Source organism: Streptomyces sp. NPDC031049 (genome assembly GCF_055571015.1).
Genome location: NZ_JBVIGC010000001.1, coordinates 575032 through 593890, shown reverse-complemented (window position 1 = coordinate 593890; position 18859 = coordinate 575032). Strand labels below are relative to the sequence as shown.

13 protein-coding genes are annotated in these 18859 nt (G+C 74.9%); 9 read left to right on the top strand and 4 right to left on the bottom strand.

Features of this window, described 5'->3' with window-relative positions:
* Positions 1-43 precede the first annotated feature (43 nt).
* From ACZ45Q_RS02585 to sucD, 6 genes are all read left to right on the top strand, one after another.
* The gene (locus tag ACZ45Q_RS02585; RefSeq protein WP_468253948.1) at positions 44-2545 is read left to right on the top strand and encodes a DUF5682 family protein; all 2502 of its coding nucleotides are present in this window, start codon (positions 44-46) and stop codon (positions 2543-2545) included.
* Positions 2542-3705 carry a VWA domain-containing protein gene (locus tag ACZ45Q_RS02580; RefSeq protein ID WP_468253947.1) on the top strand — a complete coding sequence of 388 codons (1164 nt, stop codon included), beginning with the start codon at positions 2542-2544 and terminating at the stop codon, positions 3703-3705. Before ACZ45Q_RS02585 ends, ACZ45Q_RS02580 begins: the two co-directional genes overlap by 4 nt.
* A 220-nt stretch (positions 3706-3925) precedes the next feature.
* Entirely contained in the window at positions 3926-5131 is a 1206-nt protein-coding gene (locus tag ACZ45Q_RS02575; RefSeq protein ID WP_468253946.1) for a hypothetical protein, read from the top strand.
* A gap of 205 nt (positions 5132-5336) precedes the next feature.
* Entirely contained in the window at positions 5337-6551 is a 1215-nt protein-coding gene (locus ACZ45Q_RS02570; protein ID WP_468253945.1) for a hypothetical protein, read from the top strand.
* Positions 6552-7147: 596 nt separating this feature from the next.
* Positions 7148-8329: an ADP-forming succinate--CoA ligase subunit beta gene (gene sucC, locus ACZ45Q_RS02565; protein ID WP_468253944.1), complete on the top strand. Its 1182-nt coding sequence runs from the start codon at positions 7148-7150 to the stop codon at positions 8327-8329.
* 21 nt (positions 8330-8350) lie between these two features.
* Positions 8351-9235: a succinate--CoA ligase subunit alpha gene (gene sucD / locus ACZ45Q_RS02560; protein ID WP_468253943.1), complete on the top strand. Its 885-nt coding sequence runs from the start codon at positions 8351-8353 to the stop codon at positions 9233-9235.
* Between the two features lie 147 nt (positions 9236-9382).
* On the opposite strand, the gene ACZ45Q_RS02555 is transcribed toward sucD, so the two are convergent.
* Entirely contained in the window at positions 9383-10813 is a 1431-nt protein-coding gene (locus ACZ45Q_RS02555) for a helix-turn-helix domain-containing protein (protein ID WP_468253942.1), read from the bottom strand.
* A gap of 105 nt (positions 10814-10918) precedes the next feature.
* On the opposite strand from ACZ45Q_RS02555, the gene ACZ45Q_RS02550 reads away from it, so the two are divergent.
* Complete coding sequence (locus ACZ45Q_RS02550; protein ID WP_468253941.1) at positions 10919-12943, top strand: cell division protein PerM; 2025 nt, start codon at positions 10919-10921, stop codon at positions 12941-12943.
* Between the two features lie 27 nt (positions 12944-12970).
* On the opposite strand, the gene ACZ45Q_RS02545 is transcribed toward ACZ45Q_RS02550, so the two are convergent.
* A complete protein-coding gene (locus ACZ45Q_RS02545) occupies positions 12971-13744 on the bottom strand; it encodes a hypothetical protein (protein WP_468253940.1) in 774 nt (257 codons plus the stop codon).
* Between the two features lie 349 nt (positions 13745-14093).
* Between ACZ45Q_RS02545 and purN the strand changes: the two genes are divergently transcribed.
* Both purN and purH read left to right on the top strand, forming a co-directional pair.
* A complete protein-coding gene (purN, locus tag ACZ45Q_RS02540) occupies positions 14094-14732 on the top strand; it encodes a phosphoribosylglycinamide formyltransferase (protein WP_468253939.1) in 639 nt (212 codons plus the stop codon).
* Between the two features lie 17 nt (positions 14733-14749).
* Positions 14750-16309 carry a bifunctional phosphoribosylaminoimidazolecarboxamide formyltransferase/IMP cyclohydrolase gene (gene purH, locus ACZ45Q_RS02535; protein WP_468254327.1) on the top strand — a complete coding sequence of 520 codons (1560 nt, stop codon included), beginning with the start codon at positions 14750-14752 and terminating at the stop codon, positions 16307-16309.
* 118 nt (positions 16310-16427) lie between these two features.
* On the opposite strand, the gene ACZ45Q_RS02530 is transcribed toward purH, so the two are convergent.
* Together ACZ45Q_RS02530 and ACZ45Q_RS02525 are read right to left on the bottom strand one after the other, a co-directional pair.
* Positions 16428-18002 carry a serine/threonine protein kinase gene (locus ACZ45Q_RS02530; protein WP_468253938.1) on the bottom strand — a complete coding sequence of 525 codons (1575 nt, stop codon included), beginning with the start codon at positions 18000-18002 and terminating at the stop codon, positions 16428-16430.
* Entirely contained in the window at positions 17999-18799 is an 801-nt protein-coding gene (locus ACZ45Q_RS02525) for an FHA domain-containing protein (protein ID WP_468253936.1), read from the bottom strand. Before ACZ45Q_RS02525 ends, ACZ45Q_RS02530 begins: the two co-directional genes overlap by 4 nt.
* Between the last annotated feature and the right edge of the window lie 60 nt (positions 18800-18859).

Here is an 18859-nt window from a genome sequence, read left to right as displayed (position 1 = left end):
CAGGAGCGTCATGCCACGGGCCGTCCGGTGGCGGGGCGCCGTAATGGGGACGAGGACGACTCGACGTGGACCCGCAGGGGGAGGGGACGACGTGGCGGTCAGTGACAGGCCGGGCGGCGGGGGAGCGGCGGTGCGGCCGCTGCTGCTCGGCGTCCGCCACCACGGGCCCGGGTCGGCGCGGGCGGTCCGGGCGGCCCTGGACGCGGCCCGCCCCGCGGCGGTGCTGATCGAGGGGCCGCCGGAGGGCGACGCCCTGATCCCGCTTGCCGCGAACGAGGGTCTCCGGCCGCCGGTCGCCCTCCTCGCCCATGCCGTGGACGAGCCGAGCCGGTCGGCGTTCTGGCCGCTGGCCGAGTTCTCCCCGGAGTGGGTCGCCCTCCGCTGGGCGCTGGAGCACCGGGTGCCGGCCCGCTTCATCGACCTGCCGGCCGCGCACACCCTCGCCTGGGAGACACCGGACGCCTGTGCCGACCCCTCCGCAGTCCCCGCCGCCCGCCCCTCCGACGACCCTTCCGCGGCCCCCGCCGACGACCCCTCCACCGGACCCTCCGACGTCTCCTCCTGCGACGTCCGGGTCGACCCGCTGGCCGCGCTCGCCGACGCCGCCGGGTACGACGACCCGGAGCGGTGGTGGGAGGACGTGGTCGAGCACCGCGGCGCGGGGAAGGGGGACCCGCTCGCGCCGTTCGCGGTGCTGGAGGAGGCGATGGGGGCGCTACGGGAGGAGTTCGGCGACGGCGGACACGACCGGGACCCGGTCCGCGAGGCGTACATGCGGCTCCAGGTGCGGGCGGCGCAGCGGGAGTTCGCCGACGGCGTGGCCGTGGTGTGCGGGGCCTGGCACGTGCCCGCGCTGCGCCGGAAGACCACCGTCGCCGCCGACCGGGCGCTGCTGAAGGGCCTGCCCAAGGTCAGGACGGACATGACCTGGGTGCCGTGGACGCACCGCCGCCTGTCCCGGGCGAGCGGCTACGGCGCGGGCATCACCTCCCCGGGCTGGTACGGGCATCTGTTCAGCGCTCCGGACCGCCCGGTCGAGCGGTGGCTGACGAAGGTGGCCGGCCTGCTGCGGGAGGAGGACCGGATCGTGTCCTCCGCCCATGTCATCGAGGCGGTGCGGCTGGCCGGGACGCTCGCCGCCATGCGCGGCCGCCCGCTGCCCGGGCTGACCGAGACCATCGACGCCGTGCGGGCGGTGATGTGCGACGGCTCGGACGTGCCGCTGGCGCTGGTGCGCGACCGGCTGGTCGTCGGGGACGTGCTGGGCGAGGTGCCGGACGACGCCCCGGCGGTGCCGTTGCAGCGGGACCTCGCGCGGCTCCGGCGCAGGCTGCGGCTCAAGCCCGAGGCGCTGGAGCGGGAGCTGGAACTCGACCTGCGCAAGGAGACCGACGCCGGGCGCAGCAGACTGCTGCACCGGCTGCGCCTGCTCGGCATCGACTGGGGCGAACCGGCCGCCTCGCGCGGCAGCACGGGCACCTTCCGGGAGACCTGGCGGCTGCGCTGGGAGCCGGAGCTGTCGGTGCGGGTCGCCGAGGCCGGGGTGTGGGGCACGACCGTGCTCGCCGCCGCGACCGCCAAGGCCGAGGCGGACGCCGTCGCCGCGCAGGGCCTCGCGGAGGTCACCGCGCTGGCCGAGCGCTGCCTGCTGGCCGAACTGCCGGACGCGCTGCCCACCGTGATGCGCGTCCTGGCCGACCGGGCCGCGCTGGACGCGGACGTCGGCCACCTCGCCCGGGCCCTCCCCGCCCTGGTCCGCTCCCTGCGCTACGGCGACGTGCGCGGCACGGACACCGGGGCGCTGGCCGAGGTCGCCGCGGGCCTCGCCGGGCGGGTGTTCGTCGGCCTGCCGCCGGCGTGCGCCGCACTGGACGCGGAGGCCGCCGAGGAGATGCGACGCCATGTCGACGCCGTGCACGGCGCGGTGGCGCTGCTGGGCGACGACCCCGCGCCGGGCCACGGTGAGCTGCGGACCCGCTGGCGGTCGGTGCTGCGGGTGCTGTCGGGACGGGACACGGTGCCCGGCGTGATCCGGGGCCGGGCCGTGCGGCTCCTGCTGGACGACGGGGAGCTCACGCCCGAGGAGACGGCTCGGCTGATGGGCCTGGTGCTGTCCCCGGGCACACCGCCGGCGGACGCCGCCGCATGGATCGAGGGCTTCGTCGGCGGCGGCTCCGGCGGCATGCTGCTCGTCCACGACGAACGGCTGCTGGGCCTGGTCGACGCCTGGCTGACCGGTGTGCCGGCGGACGCGTTCACGGACGTGCTCCCGCTGCTGCGGCGGACGTTCTCGGCGTACGAGCCGGGAGTGCGCCGCACGCTGGGCGAGCTGGTCCGGCGCGGACCCGCGGGTCCCGGGGGCGCGGCGGCGACGGGGGCCGGCGTACCCGGCTTCGGCGCCGGCCTCGACACCGGGCGGGCCGACGCGGTCGTGCCGGTGGTGCGGCTGCTGCTGGGCCTGGACCCGCACGAGGGTCCTTCGACGGACGGCCAAGGCGCGCGGCAGCACGCCGAGGACGATGAGCTGGTGGGGGTGGAGGCATGACGGCCGAGCGGGTGGATCCGGCGCAGGAGCGGCTCAGGCGCTGGCGGCTGGTGCTCGGCGGTGAGGCGGCCGACGGCACCGGGTGCGCGCTGTCCGGACGGGACGCCGCGATGGACGGTGCGCTCGCCGCCCTCTACGGCAAGGGCGACAAGCAGCGCGGCGGGCGGGAGCGTGCGGCGGGGCTCGGTGCGTCGGCTCCGTCCGTGGCGCGCTGGCTGGGGGACATCCGGACCTACTTCCCGTCCTCCGTCGTCCAGGTCATGCAGCGGGACGCCATCGACCGGCTCGGCCTGGCCACGCTGCTGCTGGAGCCGGAGATGCTCGAGGCGGTCGAGGCCGACGTGCACCTCGTCGGCACACTGCTGTCGCTGAACCGGGCGATGCCGGAGACGACGAAGGAAACGGCACGGGCCGTGGTGCGCAAGGTCGTCGAGGACCTGGAGAAGCGGCTCGCCACCCGCACCCGGGCCACGCTCACCGGTGCCCTCGACCGCAGCGCCCGCGTGACCCGGCCGCGCCACCACGACATCGACTGGAACCGCACCATCGCCGCCAACCTCAAGCACTACCTCCCGGAGTACCGGACGATCGTGCCGGAACGGCTCGTCGGCTACGGCCGGGCGTCCCGTTCGGTGAAGAAGGAGGTCGTCCTCTGCATCGACCAGTCGGGGTCGATGGCGGCGTCCGTCGTCTACGCCTCGGTGTTCGGCGCGGTGCTGGCGTCCATGCGGTCCATCAGCACCCGGCTCGTCGTCTTCGACACGGCCGTCGTGGACCTCACCGACCAGCTGGACGACCCGGTCGACGTCCTGTTCGGCACCCAGCTCGGGGGCGGCACGGACATCAACCGTGCGCTGGCGTACTGCCAGTCGCAGATCACCCGGCCCACCGAGACGGTGGTGGTCCTGATCAGCGACCTCTACGAGGGAGGGATACGCAACGAGATGCTCAAGCGGGTGGCGGCGATGAAGGCGTCGGGGGTGCAGTTCGTGACGCTGCTGGCGCTGTCCGACGAGGGGGCGCCCGCCTACGACCGGGAGCACGCCGCAGCGCTCGCCGGTCTCGGCGCACCGGCCTTCGCCTGCACGCCCGACCTCTTCCCCGAGGTGATGGCGGCGGCTATCGAGAAGCGTCCGCTGCCGATACCGGACACCCAGTGACGATTTGTCGATCCGTCACCGCCCGACTCCTCCCAGCAAAAGGGACATGACTACCCATCGGTAACGGAGGGGTTGCGCAACCTCGGGCGTCCCGTGCAAGGATCGACGCCCGTCAGCGGTGTACAGCGTTCCGCTTGGCCGTACGCGTCCCGCCGGCTCGTCGCTCGTGACGCGCCTCCGCATCCGTCACCGTTCCGCCGTCCGGGAGGAACCTTCCCTCGTGACCTGGTCAGCCGCTCTGCCCGGTGCCGCCCCGCGCATGCTGCGCGGGGCGGCCGGGCGGCGCGCGCTCCGACTGGCGCTGCTGGTGGGCGCGGTCCTCGCGCTCGGGCTGTACTGCGGGGAACGGGCACAGGCCGCCGACGGGCGCGTGCCGCCGGCGCAGCCGGCCGCCGCAGGCGTCCCGGTGGCGGACGGGCCGGACGCGGTGGACGCGCCGGCCGAGCTGCCGATGCTGTCGGGCCCCGGCGAGCGTCGTCCCGTGCCGGATCGCCCTGTCCCCGACGGCACGGCGACCGCGGACGGGGCCGGCCAGGTCGGTCAGGCGCGTCAGGCCCGTGAGGCCCACCAGGGTGGCCGGGCGAGCGGGGCCGACGATGCCGATGACACCGACGGCGTCGGCCCGGTGGACCGTCGGCCCGGCGGGTCCGCTGCCGCCGATCCGCCGCACGCGTCCGACCTGCCTGGTCTCACCGGCCTGCGTGACCTGGCCGGCCTGCGTGGTCTCACCGACCTTCAGGCCTCCGGCCCGCCGCGCGCATCCGACGGTGGCCCAGGCCTCCCCGGGCTGCCTGAGGTGCCCGGCCTGTCCGAGGTGCCCGGCCTGGCGGACGTCTCCGGCGTGGTCGCCCAGCCGGAGTCGGCGGCGCTGCCAGACCTCCCGGGCTCCCCGGAGCTCCCCGGCCTTCCGTCGCTTCCGGGCCTCCCGGAGGCGCCCCGCGCCCCGGGTTTCGCCGCGCCGCCTGCCGTGGACGCCCTGCCCGCGCCGGTCCTCCCGGCGCCACCGGCGGGACCCGTGACGCCCCCGGCCACGGAAGGCGTCCCCGCCCCCACCGGCCCTCAGACCCGTCCCTCCGGCACCCGGCCCGGCGACCTGCCGGGCGACGCCCGGGCGCGGGGCGCCGTGTTGCACGGACCTCACTTCGACGTGCCGACCCGGCCGTACCGCGCGTTCGCCGCCGACGACCAGGCCGTCACCTCCGCCCCGACGCTTCCCGCACCCGTCCCCCACACGCCGCCCGGCGATCCGGACGGCGAGCCGGCCAACCGTTCCGCGGCCGACAACCACACGCCGCGACACGGCGACGCGCACGCCGTCACCACCCAGCACCGCGTCCCCCTGCGACTCGCGCCCGGCGCGGTCTCGCGCGCCGACGCCGACGAGACCCGGGACCGTTACCGGGACATTCCCGTTTCTCCGGCCTAGGGCAGCCCTTCCCCCGCCGTAGACCTGCCGCGCGGGGGCGGAAAGGTCTGCCCTCCCGTCCGGACGCTCCTCCGTGCGCCGGGCGGTAGCCGCCGGGACCACACCTCCGACCCGATCCGCCATGGCGCCTGGTGCGCCGGCGTTCGCGTCCCGTCCGGCCCGGCACCGGAAATGTCCCCAAACTCGCAAGGACCCTGACGTACTCATGAACAAGAACATCCGCCGGTCGATCGTCATAGCCGCCGGCGTCACCGGGGCCTGGGCCCTCGGCTCCGCCGTGGCCAGCGCCGACGAGCTGCCCGCCGCGCCCGTCTCCGTCCCGGACGCGACGGCCGTCGACACGGTCGAGTCCGAGGCCACGTCCGCCGTGCACGAGGCCGCCGCCACCGCCGCCACCGCCACGGCTGACCGGACCGCCGACCGGACCACCGACCGCGCCGACGCCACCGTCGACCGCGCCGACGCCACGGTCGACCGGACCGCCGGTCAGGCCACGGCCGCCGCCGGTCAGGCCGACGCCACCGCCTCGGCGACCGCCGACGGCGACATCGACTACCTCTTCGGCCCCCTCTCCGCCTTCGCGCCGGAGCTGGAGCAGGCCTCCACCACCGCGGCGACCGCCGTCCAGGACACCGTCGGCGGCGTCCCCGGCCACGTCACCGGCACCGCGACCCCGGTCGTCGAGGAGACGGCCGCCGCGGTCACGCCGCCGGTCGCGGCCGGCGCCGTCGACGGGGCCGTGCCGGTCGCCTCGAACGCGGTGGCCGGCGTCCGGTCGGTCGCCGACGCGGCCGTGCGGGGCGTGCAGCCGGTCGCGACGGGTGCGGTCGGCCAGGTCACTGGCGACACCGACGACACCGCAGACGCCGTCCTGCCGCCCGTCGCGAACACGGCCGTGCACGGCGTGCTGCCCGTCGCCGGGCAGGCCGGGCAGGACGCGAGCGGCCTGGCGTACGGCGTCGCGGGCGACGTGCGGCCCTTCGCGGGCGGCGTCGCGGACCAGGTGCAGCCGCTCGCGCAGGGCGTGACCGGGCAGGTCGGGCCGTTCGCCGACGGCGTGGCGGGCGAGGTGCCGCCGTTCGCCGCCGGGGTGGCAGGCGCCGTCCAGCCGGTGGTCGACACCGTCGTCCGGACCGTGGAGCCGGTCGCCGAGGGCATCGGCGGCAGCGCCACCGACCTGGCGTACGGCGTCGCGGGCCACGCGGTGCCCTTCGCGGACGGTGTCGCCGGAGAGGTGGCCCCGTTCGCCCAGGGAGTCGCCGGACAGGTGGCGCCGTTCGGCCAGGACCTGACCGGCACCGTCCAGGAGGCGGGCGTCCCGCTGGCCCACCACGCCGCCACCGGTGTCCAGGGCGTGGCGCAGTCCGTCACCCCGGGCTACGCGCAGCACGCCGGACTCGGCGGCCAGTACCACGTCTGACATCCGCGCGAGCGGACATCCGTCCTGACGGACACCAGTCCTCACGGACGGACACCAGTCCTCACGGACGGACACCCGTCCCGACGGACACCCGTCCGCACGGACTTCGCGGAGCGCCGGGCGGGACGTGGGCCGAAAGCCGTCGGCCCCCGTCCGGTCCGGCCCTGCGAGCCGGGCCGGTCGGTCCCCATTGGGGTGGGGATCGCCCGGCCCACACCCCGGCGGGCCGCACCCAACGGTCCCTCGGGGCGTTCCACGGCCTCACCGGGTCGACCCCAGCCCGGTGAGGCCCTCCTCCCGGGTACCCTCCCGGGTCTCGTCCCGCTCCCCGTCCTCCCTCCGGTCCACCCGTTCGGCGTCCCTCACCGTCGGCACGCCGTGCCAGTGAGGACGGCATCATGTGACAGGTATCACCGCTCAGGTGTGACCCTCGATTTAGGGAGCCCCCGCAAGCGGCGATAACCTGCGAGACGGACATGCCGCGCGCTCGGACACCGTGTGCGCCTCCCTTGTGACACATGCGGACGTCACGTTGCCCTTCGCGGCACGCCCACGCATCCAACGAACCGCGAGATCACTGATAGGGACGGAAGCGCGTGGACCTGTTCGAGTACCAGGCGAGGGACCTCTTCGCCAAGCACGATGTACCGGTGCTGGCCGGTGAAGTCATCGACACGCCTGAGGCGGCGCGCGAGATCACGGAGCGTCTGGGCGGCAAGTCCGTCGTCAAGGCCCAGGTGAAGGTCGGTGGCCGCGGCAAGGCCGGTGGCGTGAAGCTGGCCGCCACCCCGGACGAGGCCGTCGCCCGTGCGACGGACATCCTCGGCATGGACATCAAGGGCCACACGGTCCACAAGGTGATGATCGCCGAGACGGCCCCGGAGATCCTCGAGGAGTACTACGTCTCCTTCCTCCTCGACCGTGCCAACCGCACCTTCCTCTCCATCGCCTCCGTCGAGGGCGGCGTGGAGATCGAGGAGGTGGCCGCCACCCGTCCGGAGGCCGTCGCCAAGACCCCGATCGACCCCATCGAGGGCGTGACCGAGGCCAAGGCCCGCGAGATCGTCGAGGCCGCGAAGTTCCCGGCCGAGGTCGCCGACAAGGTCGTCAACGTCCTGGTCAAGCTGTGGGACACCTTCATCGAGGAGGACGCCCTCCTGGTCGAGGTCAACCCGCTGGCCAAGGTCGCCTCCGGTGACGTCATCGCCCTCGACGGCAAGGTGTCGCTGGACGACAACGCCGAGTTCCGCCACCCCGACTTCGAGGCCCTCCACGACAAGGCCGCGGCCAACCCGCTCGAGGCCGCCGCCAAGGAGAAGAACCTCAACTACGTCAAGCTCGACGGCGAGGTCGGCATCATCGGCAACGGCGCCGGCCTGGTCATGTCGACCCTGGACGTCGTCGCGTACGCCGGCGAGAAGCACAGCGACGTCAAGCCCGCCAACTTCCTGGACATCGGTGGCGGCGCCTCCGCCGAGGTCATGGCGAACGGCCTGGAGATCATCCTCGGCGACCCGGACGTCAAGTCCGTCTTCGTCAACGTCTTCGGCGGCATCACCGCCTGCGACGCCGTGGCCAACGGCATCGTGCAGGCCCTGGAGCTGCTCAAGAGCAAGGGCGAGGCCGTCGACAAGCCGCTGGTCGTGCGCCTCGACGGCAACAACGCCGAGCTGGGCCGCAAGATCCTCAACGACGCCAACCACCCGCTCGTTCAGCAGGTGGACACCATGGACGGCGCGGCCGACAAGGCCGCCGAGCTGGCTGCTGCCGCGAAGTAAGGGACGAGGTACCAGAACACCATGGCTATCTTCCTCACCAAGGAATCCAAGGTCATCGTCCAGGGCATGACCGGCTCCGAGGGCCAGAAGCACACCCGCCGCATGCTGGCCTCCGGCACCAACATCGTCGGCGGCGTCAACCCGCGCAAGGCGGGCACGACCGTCGACTTCGACGGCACCGAGGTACCGGTCTTCGGCTCCGTCAAGGAGGCCATCGAGAAGACCGGCGCCGACGTCACGGTCATCTTCGTCCCGGAGAAGTTCACCAAGGACGCGGTCATCGAGGCCATCGACGCCGAGATCCCGCTCGCGGTCGTCATCACCGAGGGCATCGCGGTGCACGACAGCGCGAACTTCTGGGCGTACGCCGGCAAGAAGGGCAACAAGACCCGGATCATCGGCCCGAACTGCCCCGGCCTGATCACCCCCGGCCAGTCGAACGCCGGCATCATCCCGGCCGACATCACCAAGCCGGGCCGCATCGGCCTGGTCTCGAAGTCCGGCACGCTGACGTACCAGATGATGTACGAGCTGCGTGACATCGGCTTCTCGACCTGCGTCGGCATCGGCGGTGACCCGATCATCGGCACCACCCACATCGACGCCCTGAAGGCCTTCCAGGACGACCCCGACACCGACCTGATCGTCATGATCGGCGAGATCGGCGGCGACGCCGAGGAGCGGGCCGCGGCCTACATCAAGGAGAACGTGACCAAGCCGGTCGTCGGCTACGTCGCGGGCTTCACCGCGCCCGAGGGCAAGACCATGGGCCACGCCGGCGCCATCGTCTCCGGCTCCTCCGGTACGGCCCAGGCCAAGAAGGAGGCCCTGGAGGCCGCCGGCGTCAAGGTCGGCAAGACGCCGACCGAGACGGCCAAGCTGGCGCGCGCCATCCTCGGCAGCTGAGACCGGCCCCGCCGCGGCCGCCCGCCGGCCGCACCGCGTGACCGAAAGGGCCCGCCCCCTCGTGCAGGGGGCGGGCCCTTCGGCGTGCGCGGCGTCCGTGGTGCGTGGCATGCGTGACGTGGGTGACGTGCGCGCACCCGCGCGTCCTCAGCGGGTCTGCGGCACCAGCCGCTGGGTGCCGCTGCGCAGGTCCTCGCGGAGCTTGGACCGCAGCTCCAGCTCCTCCTCCGACAGCGGTCCCGGCGCCTGCCGCGGCGGCACGCCCCGCACCGTCTCCCCGGGCGGCACCGGCGCCTCGTACTGCGTGGGGGCCGTCCGCAGGGTCAGCGCCGTCGTCCCGATGAGGGCGACCGTGAAGGCGATGGCCGCGCGGGTCCAGAACCGGGCCCGGCGCTCGCTGCCCGCCCGCACCGCCGGCGGCTTGGCTGCCCGCAGCCGCTCGGTGGACGCCAGCTCGGACAGCCGCCGTTGCAGCTCCTGCGGATCGCCCAGCTCCGGCAGCCGGGCGGCGACGGCCTTGCGGGCGCGCAGCAACCGGCCGGCCGTCGCCGCCGTGGTCGCCTCCGTCTCCGCCGCCGTCTCGGGCAGCCCGAGGCCCAGACCGTCGTGGAGCAGCAGGGTGCGGCGGCGCGGCGGCGGGAGCTTCAGCAGTACGTCCATCAGCACCCGGTCGGCGGCCTCGGCGGGCGGCGCCTCGGGGTGCCGGTAGCGCAGGCGGAACCGGTGCCAGGGGGAGACGGCGTACTCGTACGCCGCCGCCCGGACCCAGCCCGCGGGGTCGCGGTCGCGGGCCACCTCGGGCCAGCGTTCCCAGGCGAGTTGGAAGGCCCGCTCCACCGACTCCCGAGCCAGCTCGCGGCGCCCGGTCAGCAGGTAGGTCTGGCGGACGAGGGAGGGCGCGCAGAACGCGTACAGGGCGTCGAAGGCCTGAGCGGGCGTCAGCCCGGCCCGTTCCGGCCCAGCCCCCGCGCCGCTTCCGGGCTCGGTCTCGCTCTCGGACTCCGGTTCCGGTTCCTGTCCCCGTTCCTTCCCCCGTTCCTTTCCCCGCTCCGGCTCCGGCTCCGGTGCTTCCGTGGCGGGTTCGTGGACGACATCGGACCCGGTGGACGCGGGCGGCTCGGTGGACGCGGACGCGTCGGCCCGGGGTTCGACGGACGCGGACTCGCCGGTGCGGGGTCCGGCGGCCCGGGGAGCGGCGGCCCCGTGCTCGGCGGACTCGTGCTCCGCCGGCACCCGTCCGCCCCCTGCGTCCCCCGCCGCACCGGCCCCCGTGCCGCTCTCCGCACCGGCCCCCGTGCCGCTCTCCGCACCGGCCCGCGTGCCGTCCCCCGCACCGTCCCGCACACCGCCCTCCTGACCGTCCATCACCCCCGCCCGTGCCTCCAGCGCGCGCAGCAGCTCCGCGTACGCCAGCCGTTTCCGGCCGCGCGGGGTCGAGCGTCCGTTCTCCCACGCGCGTACCGTCTCGCGGGTGACACCCACCCGCTCCGCGACCTGAGCCCGGGTCAGCGAAGCGGCCTCGCGCAGGCGTCGACGGGTCTTGGGGGAGGGGAGCGGGGTCGCAGGGCTCCGCGTCACAGGGCGCCCCTCCCTACGCGCCGTACGAAAAAGAACATAAACGTATATTGAGCGACACAGCGGTCCTTCGCCTGTTACGCCGGTAAAGCGCGTGTCGTTGGGAGCATGGCGGGCGTGACCCAGACGACCGCTCGCCGACCGCACTCCCCCTCGCCCGTCTCCGTACTGCGCGCCCGGTGGCGCGACCGCTCGCCCGGACTGGCCGACGGTCTCCTGGGCGGGGCGCTGGCGGCGGGGCTGGGGGTGGCCTCGTTCGCCGTCCTGGTGATGGTGCTGTGGATCAGTTCGCCGTACCCCGACAACGGTCCCGGCGGCGCCCTGCACGTCGCCGCCGCGCTGTGGGTGCTCTCGCACGGCGTGGAGCTGGTCCGCACCGACACGCTCTCCGGCGTCCCCGCGCCCGTCGGCGTCACCCCGCTGCTCCTTCTCCTGCTGCCGGCGTGGCTGCTGCACCGGGCGGCCCGGGAGGCGACGGACCCCGGAGCGGGCGTCGGGGTGACGGTGGGACCGGGGCCCGGCGTGGCCGTGGGCGGGGGAGCGGGCCGGGAGGCCGCGCCGCCGCCGGTCTCCGCCCGCATCGCCTGGACGGGGGTCGTCCTCGGCTACCTGGCCGTGGGCACGCCCGTCGTGCTCTACGCCTCGGGCGGCGCGCTGCGTCCCTCGTGGGCGTCGGTGGCGGTGTGTCTGCCACTGGTCGCCATGGGCGCGGCGGGTGCCGGGGTGTGGACGGCGTTCGGCCGCCCAGGCGGTCCGGTGGGCCGGGCGCTGGCCCGGCTGCCCCGGACGGTGCGGGAGCTGATCGTCGAGCCGGACGCCCGCCTGGGCGCCGCGACGCGCGCCGCGTGCGCCGGTGCGGCGGTGCTCGTCGGCGGCGGGGCGCTGCTGCTGACGGTGTCGCTGCTGTGGCACCACGGGGCCGCCGCCACGTCGTTCCTGCGGCTCGCGGAGGGCTGGTCGGGGCAGTTCGCGGTGCTGCTGCTGTGTCTGGCCCTGGTGCCGAACGCGGCGGTGTGGGCGGCGGCCTACTCCCTCGGGCCGGGGTTCGTGCTCGGCACCGGCCATGTGGTCGACCCGTTCTCCTCCGCTCCGGCGCCGCTGCTGCCGCCGTTTCCGCTGCTGGCCGCGGTGCCGGACGCGGGCCCGGGCACGCCGCTGCACTGGGCGGCCGGGGCGGTACCGGTGGTGGCCGGGGTGACGGTGGGGTGGTTCACGGCACGGGCGGCCACGACGGAAGCGGACCCGGCGTCCACGACCTCGTTCACCACGTCGACGTCAATGTCGACGTCAATGTCGATGTCGACGTCGACCACATCCACCGCATCCGGGACGCCCACGACACCCCCTTCGGCCGCGACGGCCACCGGGGACGGCGCCGACCGGACGGAGCTGCCCTGGTCCAACCGCCGTACCGCCGTCGCCGCCGTGCTGGCGGCCGTCCTGTGCGCGGTCCTGGCCGCGCTGCTCGCCGCGTCGGCGGGCGGTCCGCTCGGGGTGTCCGCCCTCGCCCGGTTCGGGCCGGTGTGGTGGCAGGTCGGGGGCGCCACGCTGGGGTGGGTCGCGGTGCTGGCGGTCCCCGTGGCGCTCGGCGCCCGGGCGTGGCGGTGCCGGGGAGGAAGGCTGCGGCGGACGGAGGCGCCGGCCGCGGGGGAACCGGCGGAGCCCCGCCCCCGCGTGCCGCTGCCGTCGATGGGCGACTGGCCGGCCCGGCGGAAGGAGCCGGAGGAGGCACGGGACGCGCAGGGGCCGGAGGAGGGGCCTGAGCCCCGGACGCCGAAGTCCCCTCGGTCGCCCAAGGCCACCCCGGCGGTCGGCGGCACCGCCACGGGCACAGACACGGACGGGGACGACGACGAGCCGTACGACTTCCTCCCCCTGGACCCCGTCCCGCCCGCCGACCCCAGGTCGCCCAGACCCCGCTTCACCGCCTCCGATCCCCTGGCCCGAGACCCGTTGGCCCGCGATCCCCTGGCCCCCGACCCGCTGACCCCCGACCCGCCGGCCGGCACCAGCCCCATGACCGGCGGCACCGGCCCCATGACCGGCGGCACCGGTCCCACCACCGGCGGCACCGGCACCACAGCCCCCGAGGACGGCACCTCACCCCCAGGGCACCCGCCCGCCGCTCCCTGATCCGGGCGGCGCACCCCCGAAAGCGCCCTATCCCTCCGAGTCCAGCACCCCGCGCAGCTCCTCCGGCAGATGCCGGCTGCACGTCTGCTTCGACGCGTTGGTGAGCGCGTCCTCACGGCAGGTGTAGTAGTCGCTGTAGACCAGCTGCGCGGCGAAGGACGCGGCGACGAGCAGGATGCCCAGCGAGGCCGTGACCAGGCCGCTGACCGCGGCGGTGGTCTGCGGCCGGCCGGCGCTCTGCTCGGGCGCCGGGCTGTCCGGGTCGGCGGCGCGCGGCTTGGCCCGCAGGGAGCTGATGCCCCAGTACAGGGCGAGGGCGCCGAGCAGCAGTGCCACGTAGGGCCAGGTGAAGAGGGCGAAGAACAGCGCCCACATGCCGCTCAGCAGCGCGTACCGCGCGCGGCGCTGGGCGGGGTCGGTCGGGTCCCAGCGCGGGCCCGGAGCGCCGGACGGCCCCTCGGGACCGGTGCGGGGGCGCTCGCCGAAGCCGCCGTTGGAACGCCCGGGCTGCCGGTTGCTCCACTGCCGGCCCCACGGCGACCGTCCGCCGCCGTCCCGGGAGGAGTCCTCGCCCTCCTCGGGGTGCCGGGGCTGCCAGGGGCGGTCCGGTGTGCCCTCGGGCGGTGGCGCGAACGGGTTGTCGTCCTTCCCGGCACCGGACCGGTCGTCGCCGGAACCCCGGCCGGAGGACGTCTCGGGCGGTGAGGACGGGCGCTCCCGCAGCAGCACGGCAGTGCTGTGCTCCCCTCCCTGCGCCGACTGCTGGGGGAGCGTGAGCAGTCGCAGGCTGCGGTCCGGCATCAAGTGAGCGTCTTCCCCTTGGCGATGACGAGTGAGTACGGCTGGCGGGCAGGACGGGCGGGTCCGGCCCCTGACTGGTGAACGCCCGACGTGCGGACGGCGTTCCCGGCCCGGCCGCGGTCCGGCTCGGCCCGGTCCGGGGCCCGGCCCCGGTCCAGCCCACCCAGACGCTACCTCCCGGCCGCGCCCCCGTCCCGCGGGGGCCGCCCGGTGTGCCGGTATCGTTGCTGACGGTCGACCGCTTCGTAGACTTCCCCGTATCCGGGGGCGCGAAGCATTCGTACGACCGCACAAACGCGGCCGTGCGAACCGGCCGCACGCATCCGCCTCCCCGAGAAAGGGCCCCACCGTGGCCGCCAAGCCCGTGGCCGAGCGCGTCAAGCGACTGGTCGTGCTGGTCTCCGGATCCGGCACCAACCTTCAGGCGCTCCTCGACGAGATCGCCGCCACCGGAGCCGAGGCCTACGGTGCCGAGATCGTGGCCGTCGGCGCCGACCGCGCCGGCATCGAGGGGCTGGCGCGGGCCGAGCGCGCCGGGCTGCCCACGTTCGTCTGCCGGGTGAAGGACTACGCCACCCGGCAGGAGTGGGACGCGGCGCTCGCCGAGGCGGTCGCCGCCCACGAGCCCGACCTCGTGGTCTCGGCCGGGTTCATGAAGATCGTGGGCAAGGAGTTCCTGGCCCGGTTCGGAGGGCGGCTCGTCAACACCCACCCCGCGCTCCTGCCCAGTTTCCCGGGAGCTCACGGCGTACGGGACGCACTCGCGTACGGCGCCAAGGTCACCGGCTGCACCGTCCACTTCGTCGACGACGGCGTCGACACCGGGCCGATCATCGCGCAGGGCGTGGTGGAGGTCCGGGACGAGGACGACGAGAGCGCTCTGCACGAGCGCATCAAGGAAGTCGAGCGAAGGCTGCTCGTCGATGTCGTGGGGCGGCTCGCCCGCAACGGCTATCGCATTGAGGGACGAAAGGTAGTAATCCAGTGACCGCCGGTACCAACCCAGTGACCGCCGCGAGCGACCAGCGCGCCATCCGTCGCGCACTCGTCAGCGTCTACGACAAGACCGGGCTCGAGGAGCTGGCCCGCGGGCTGCACGAGGCCGGCGTCGAGCTGGTCTCCACCGGCTCCACCGCCGCCCGCATCTCCGCCGCCGGCGTCCCGGTCACCAAGGTCGAGGACCTCACCGGCTTCCCCGAGTGCCTGGACGGCCGGGTCAAGACGCTGCACCCGAAGGTGCACGCCGGCATCCTCGCCGACCTGCGCCTGGAGACCCACCGGCGGCAGCTGGCCGACCTGGGGGTCGAGCCGTTCGACCTGGTCGTGGTCAACCTCTACCCGTTCGAGCAGACCGTCGCCTCCGGCGCCTCGCCCGACGAGTGCGTCGAGCAGATCGACATCGGCGGTCCCTCCATGGTCCGCGCCGCCGCCAAGAACCACCCGTCCGTCGCCGTGGTCACCAGCCCGGACCGGTACGGCGACGTGCTGACGGCCGTGCGCGACGGCGGCTTCGACCTGGCCGCCCGCAAGCGGCTCGCCGCCGAGGCGTTCCGGCACACCGCCGAGTACGACCTGGCGGTCGCCGGCTGGTTCGCGGGGGAGTACGCCGGTGACGGCGAGGAGTTCCCCGAGTTCATCGGCGTGGGCTACCGGCGCAAGAACGTCCTGCGCTACGGCGAGAACCCGCACCAGCCCGCCGCCCTGTACACCGGCGGCTGCGGCGGCCTGGCCGAGGCGGAGCAGCTGCACGGCAAGGAGATGTCGTACAACAACTACGTCGACACCGACGCCGCCCGCCGCGCCGCCTACGACCACGACGCCCCCTGCGTCGCGATCATCAAGCACGCCAACCCGTGCGGCATCGCGGTCGGCGCCGACGTCGCCGAGGCGCACCGCAAGGCGCACGCCTGCGACCCGCTGTCCGCGTTCGGCGGCGTGATCGCCGTCAACCGCCCGGTGAGCAAGGAGATGGCCGAGCAGGTCGCGGAGATCTTCACCGAGGTCGTCGTCGCGCCCGGCTACGAGGACGGCGCCCTCGAGGCGCTCACCAAGAAGAAGAACATCCGCGTGCTGCGCTGCCCCGAGGCCCCGCGGACGCCCGCCGAGTTCCGCCCGATCGACGGCGGCGGCCTGGCCCAGGTCACGGACGTCTTCCAGGCCGAGGGCGACGACCCGGCGAACTGGACGCTGGCCACCGGCGAGGCGCTGGGCGAGGCCGAGCTGGCCGAGCTGGCCTTCGCCTGGAAGGCCGTCCGGGCCGTGAAGTCCAACGCCATCCTGCTCGCCAAGGACGGCGCCTCCGTCGGCGTCGGCATGGGCCAGGTCAACCGCGTCGACTCCGCGAGGCTCGCGGTGGAGCGCGCGGGCGCCGAGCGCGCGCAGGGGGCGTACGCCGCCTCGGACGCGTTCTTCCCGTTCCCCGACGGCCTGGAGATCCTCACCGAGGCGGGCGTCAAGGCCGTCGTGCAGCCGGGCGGCTCGGTCCGTGACGAGCTGGTGGTCGAGGCGGCCGAGAAGGCCGGTGTGACGATGTACTTCACGGGGACGCGTCACTTCTTCCACTGAGCCGTACGCCTGAGCGCTACGACTTCGCGCTGTGACTCAGCGCTATGACGGAGCCCTACGACGTCGGTCCCGCCGGCACCGCCCGGCGGGACCGACGTCAACCCCGGACGTCACAGGGTCACCACCGGCCGTCCGGCGTGTACTCCTTGAGGTAGTGGGCGACGCGGTCGGCGTGGTCGCGGTACTTCGGGGGAACTCCGGCCGCGTCGTTCACCTTCCGGTACGACGTCCGGTAGGCCACGGCGATCAGCACCCGCCGGTCGCCCGGCAGGGCCTCGTCCAGCCGGGGCGCGATCCAGCACAGGTAGCGGCCCATCGCCGGGATGGACTCGGCGGGCGGGAACGGCGGTTCGGGGACGGTCTCGCCGGGTGTGCCGTCCTCGTTCATCCACCAGCGCAGCACCCGCGGCGTCCAGCGGGCGATGCCGTACTCGTCCTTGGCCGGGTCGGCGAGGTCCGGGTCGAAGTCGCTCTCCACCTTCAGCAGGGCGGCGATCAGCGCCGGTGTGACGTCCCTCTGGTCGCAGTCGTGGGCGGTCTCCACGATCAGCAGCCGGTAGGCGGGCGGCACCCCCCGGTCGGTGCGCAGCTCGTCGGCGCCGTAGGAGGCCGCGGACACGTCGGCCGGGCCGCCCGGGCCGCCGCCGGCGCTCCGGCCGTCCCCGGCCCAGGTCGCGAGGGCGAACCCGAGCCCGGCCACGGCGACGGTCGCGGCCGACGCGGCCAGTACCGCCCGCCGGCCGCGCGGACGACGGCGACCGGGGAAGGACGTCGGAAGCCGGCGCGGGCCGGCCGCCGTGGCCGTGACCGCCGCGACCCGGCGCAGCAGCGCTTCGGTGCCGATGCGGTCGGCGTGCGTACGGGTCAGGCAGGCGGCCACGATGTCCCGCCACCCCTCGGGCAGTTCCGGCGACAGCCGCAGCTCGTCGGCGCCGCGCGAGTAGGCCACGGCCGCGTCGCGGCGGGCCGTCGGGGTGCCGCCGGGCAGCGGGAAGGCGCCGGTGAGGACGAGGTGGGCGAGGACACCGAACGCCCACACGTCGGCGGACGGGCGGGTGCGGCGGCCCCGTTCGCCGATCTCGGACCACAGCAGCTCGGGCGGGGTGTAGTCCGGGGTGGAGAAGGCGGGCGTGTACGCGTGCGTGCCCTCCAGCTCGGCGGCCATGTTGAAGTCGGCCAGCCGCACCGAACCGTCCGCCATCAGCAGCACGTTGGCCGGTTTCAGGTCGCCGTGCACCCAGCCCGCCTGATGGAGCTGGTGCAGGCCCTCGCAGACCTGGGCGAGCAGCGCCGGCCCGGCCGACGGGGGAGCGGAGCCGGTGAGGAGCGTGGCCAGGGAGCCCTCCGCCCGCTCCAGCACCAGGACGGTGGCGCCGTCCAGCCGCGGTTCGCCGGGGTCGTCGACGGTGAGGGTCTCGTACATCCGGATCAGCCGCGGCTGCCGCAGCCGGCGCAGCAACTCGACCTCGCGCTCGATGAGTTCGCGCAGGTGGGTGAGTTGCCGGGGGGTGCCCGTGCCGGTCGGCAGGAACTTCAGGGCGGCCGTCTCGGGCAGCCGGCCGGGACCGCCGGTGCCCCCGGTGCGGCGGGCGGCGTACACGCTGCCGAAGGCGCCGGTCGCGATCGGCTCGCGCACCTCCCAGACGCCCACCCGGTACCCCCTGGGCACCGGCACGGCGTACGGCTCGGTCACCGCGGTGCCCGTCCGGTCGGCCCGGCCCCGTCCCGGGCGGGGGCGAGGACCACCAGGTCGTCCTCGCGGACCAGGTCGAAGCGGAGCGCCATCGACACCAGCGACTCCTTCTTGCCGTTCAGCCGCGGGCCCGGCTCGGCCGTCTCCGGGCCCGGCTTCAGCCGGAGTTTGACGGCCAGGTAGTCGATGTTCCACTGCACCGACGTGCGCGAGGCGGCCGGCCAGGTGGGGCGCAGCCGTTCGACCACCTGCTCGACCGTCGGCAGCGGCGCGTGCGGCATGCCGCGCAGCCGCGGCTCGCACAGGGCGGCCAGCACCGCGAAGTAGCGCTTGGAGCGGTCGACGGAGAAGGCGGGTGCGGTCGGCTCGCCGTCGGCGCCGCCCTCGACGGGCAGGTAGTCGTGGCGCGGCGCCCACACCTCGACCGGCAGCAGGTCGCCGGCCGCGGGCAGCACGATCCGCGAGAACTCGAACGGCACGGGTGCGTCCAGCCGCCCCGGCGCCACCTTGATGTGCTCGCCCGCGCCCTCCGGGTTCTCCACGACGTACGTCTGCCGGGACGACAGGTTGCTCAGGGTCCAGAACGTGCCCTGGGCGGTGATCTCACCGGCCCGGCGGGACACCCCGTCGTGCGGGATCAGCAGACCGCCCTCGGGCACGGCCCGCCCGAAGGCCAGCCGCTCGCCGGGGGCGAGCCGGAGCTGGGCGGGAGCGGCGTGCGTGCCGGGAGCGGTGGGAACGGTGTGCTCGCGCTGGTCCTCCGGGGTCGGCGGAGGTACCACGATGATGCTGTACAAGGTGCGTCTCCCCGTGCCTGACGGCCCTGACGGCTGCCGTTGCCAGGGTAGGGCGACGCG

What these genes read in the sequence shown, in the direction of transcription:
- ACZ45Q_RS02585 (WP_468253948.1), top strand. Translation starts at nt 44, where the DNA reads ATGGGGACGAGGACGACTCGACGTGGACCCGCAGGGGGAGGGGACGAC.
- ACZ45Q_RS02580 (WP_468253947.1), top strand. Translation starts at nt 2,542, where the DNA reads ATGACGGCCGAGCGGGTGGATCCGGCGCAGGAGCGGCTCAGGCGCTGG.
- ACZ45Q_RS02570 (WP_468253945.1), top strand. Translation starts at nt 5,337, where the DNA reads ATGAACAAGAACATCCGCCGGTCGATCGTCATAGCCGCCGGCGTCACC.
- sucD (WP_468253943.1), top strand. Translation starts at nt 8,351, where the DNA reads ATGGCTATCTTCCTCACCAAGGAATCCAAGGTCATCGTCCAGGGCATG.
- ACZ45Q_RS02550 (WP_468253941.1), top strand. Translation starts at nt 10,919, where the DNA reads ATGGCGGGCGTGACCCAGACGACCGCTCGCCGACCGCACTCCCCCTCG.
- ACZ45Q_RS02545 (WP_468253940.1), bottom strand. Translation starts at nt 13,744, where the DNA reads ATGCCGGACCGCAGCCTGCGACTGCTCACGCTCCCCCAGCAGTCGGCG.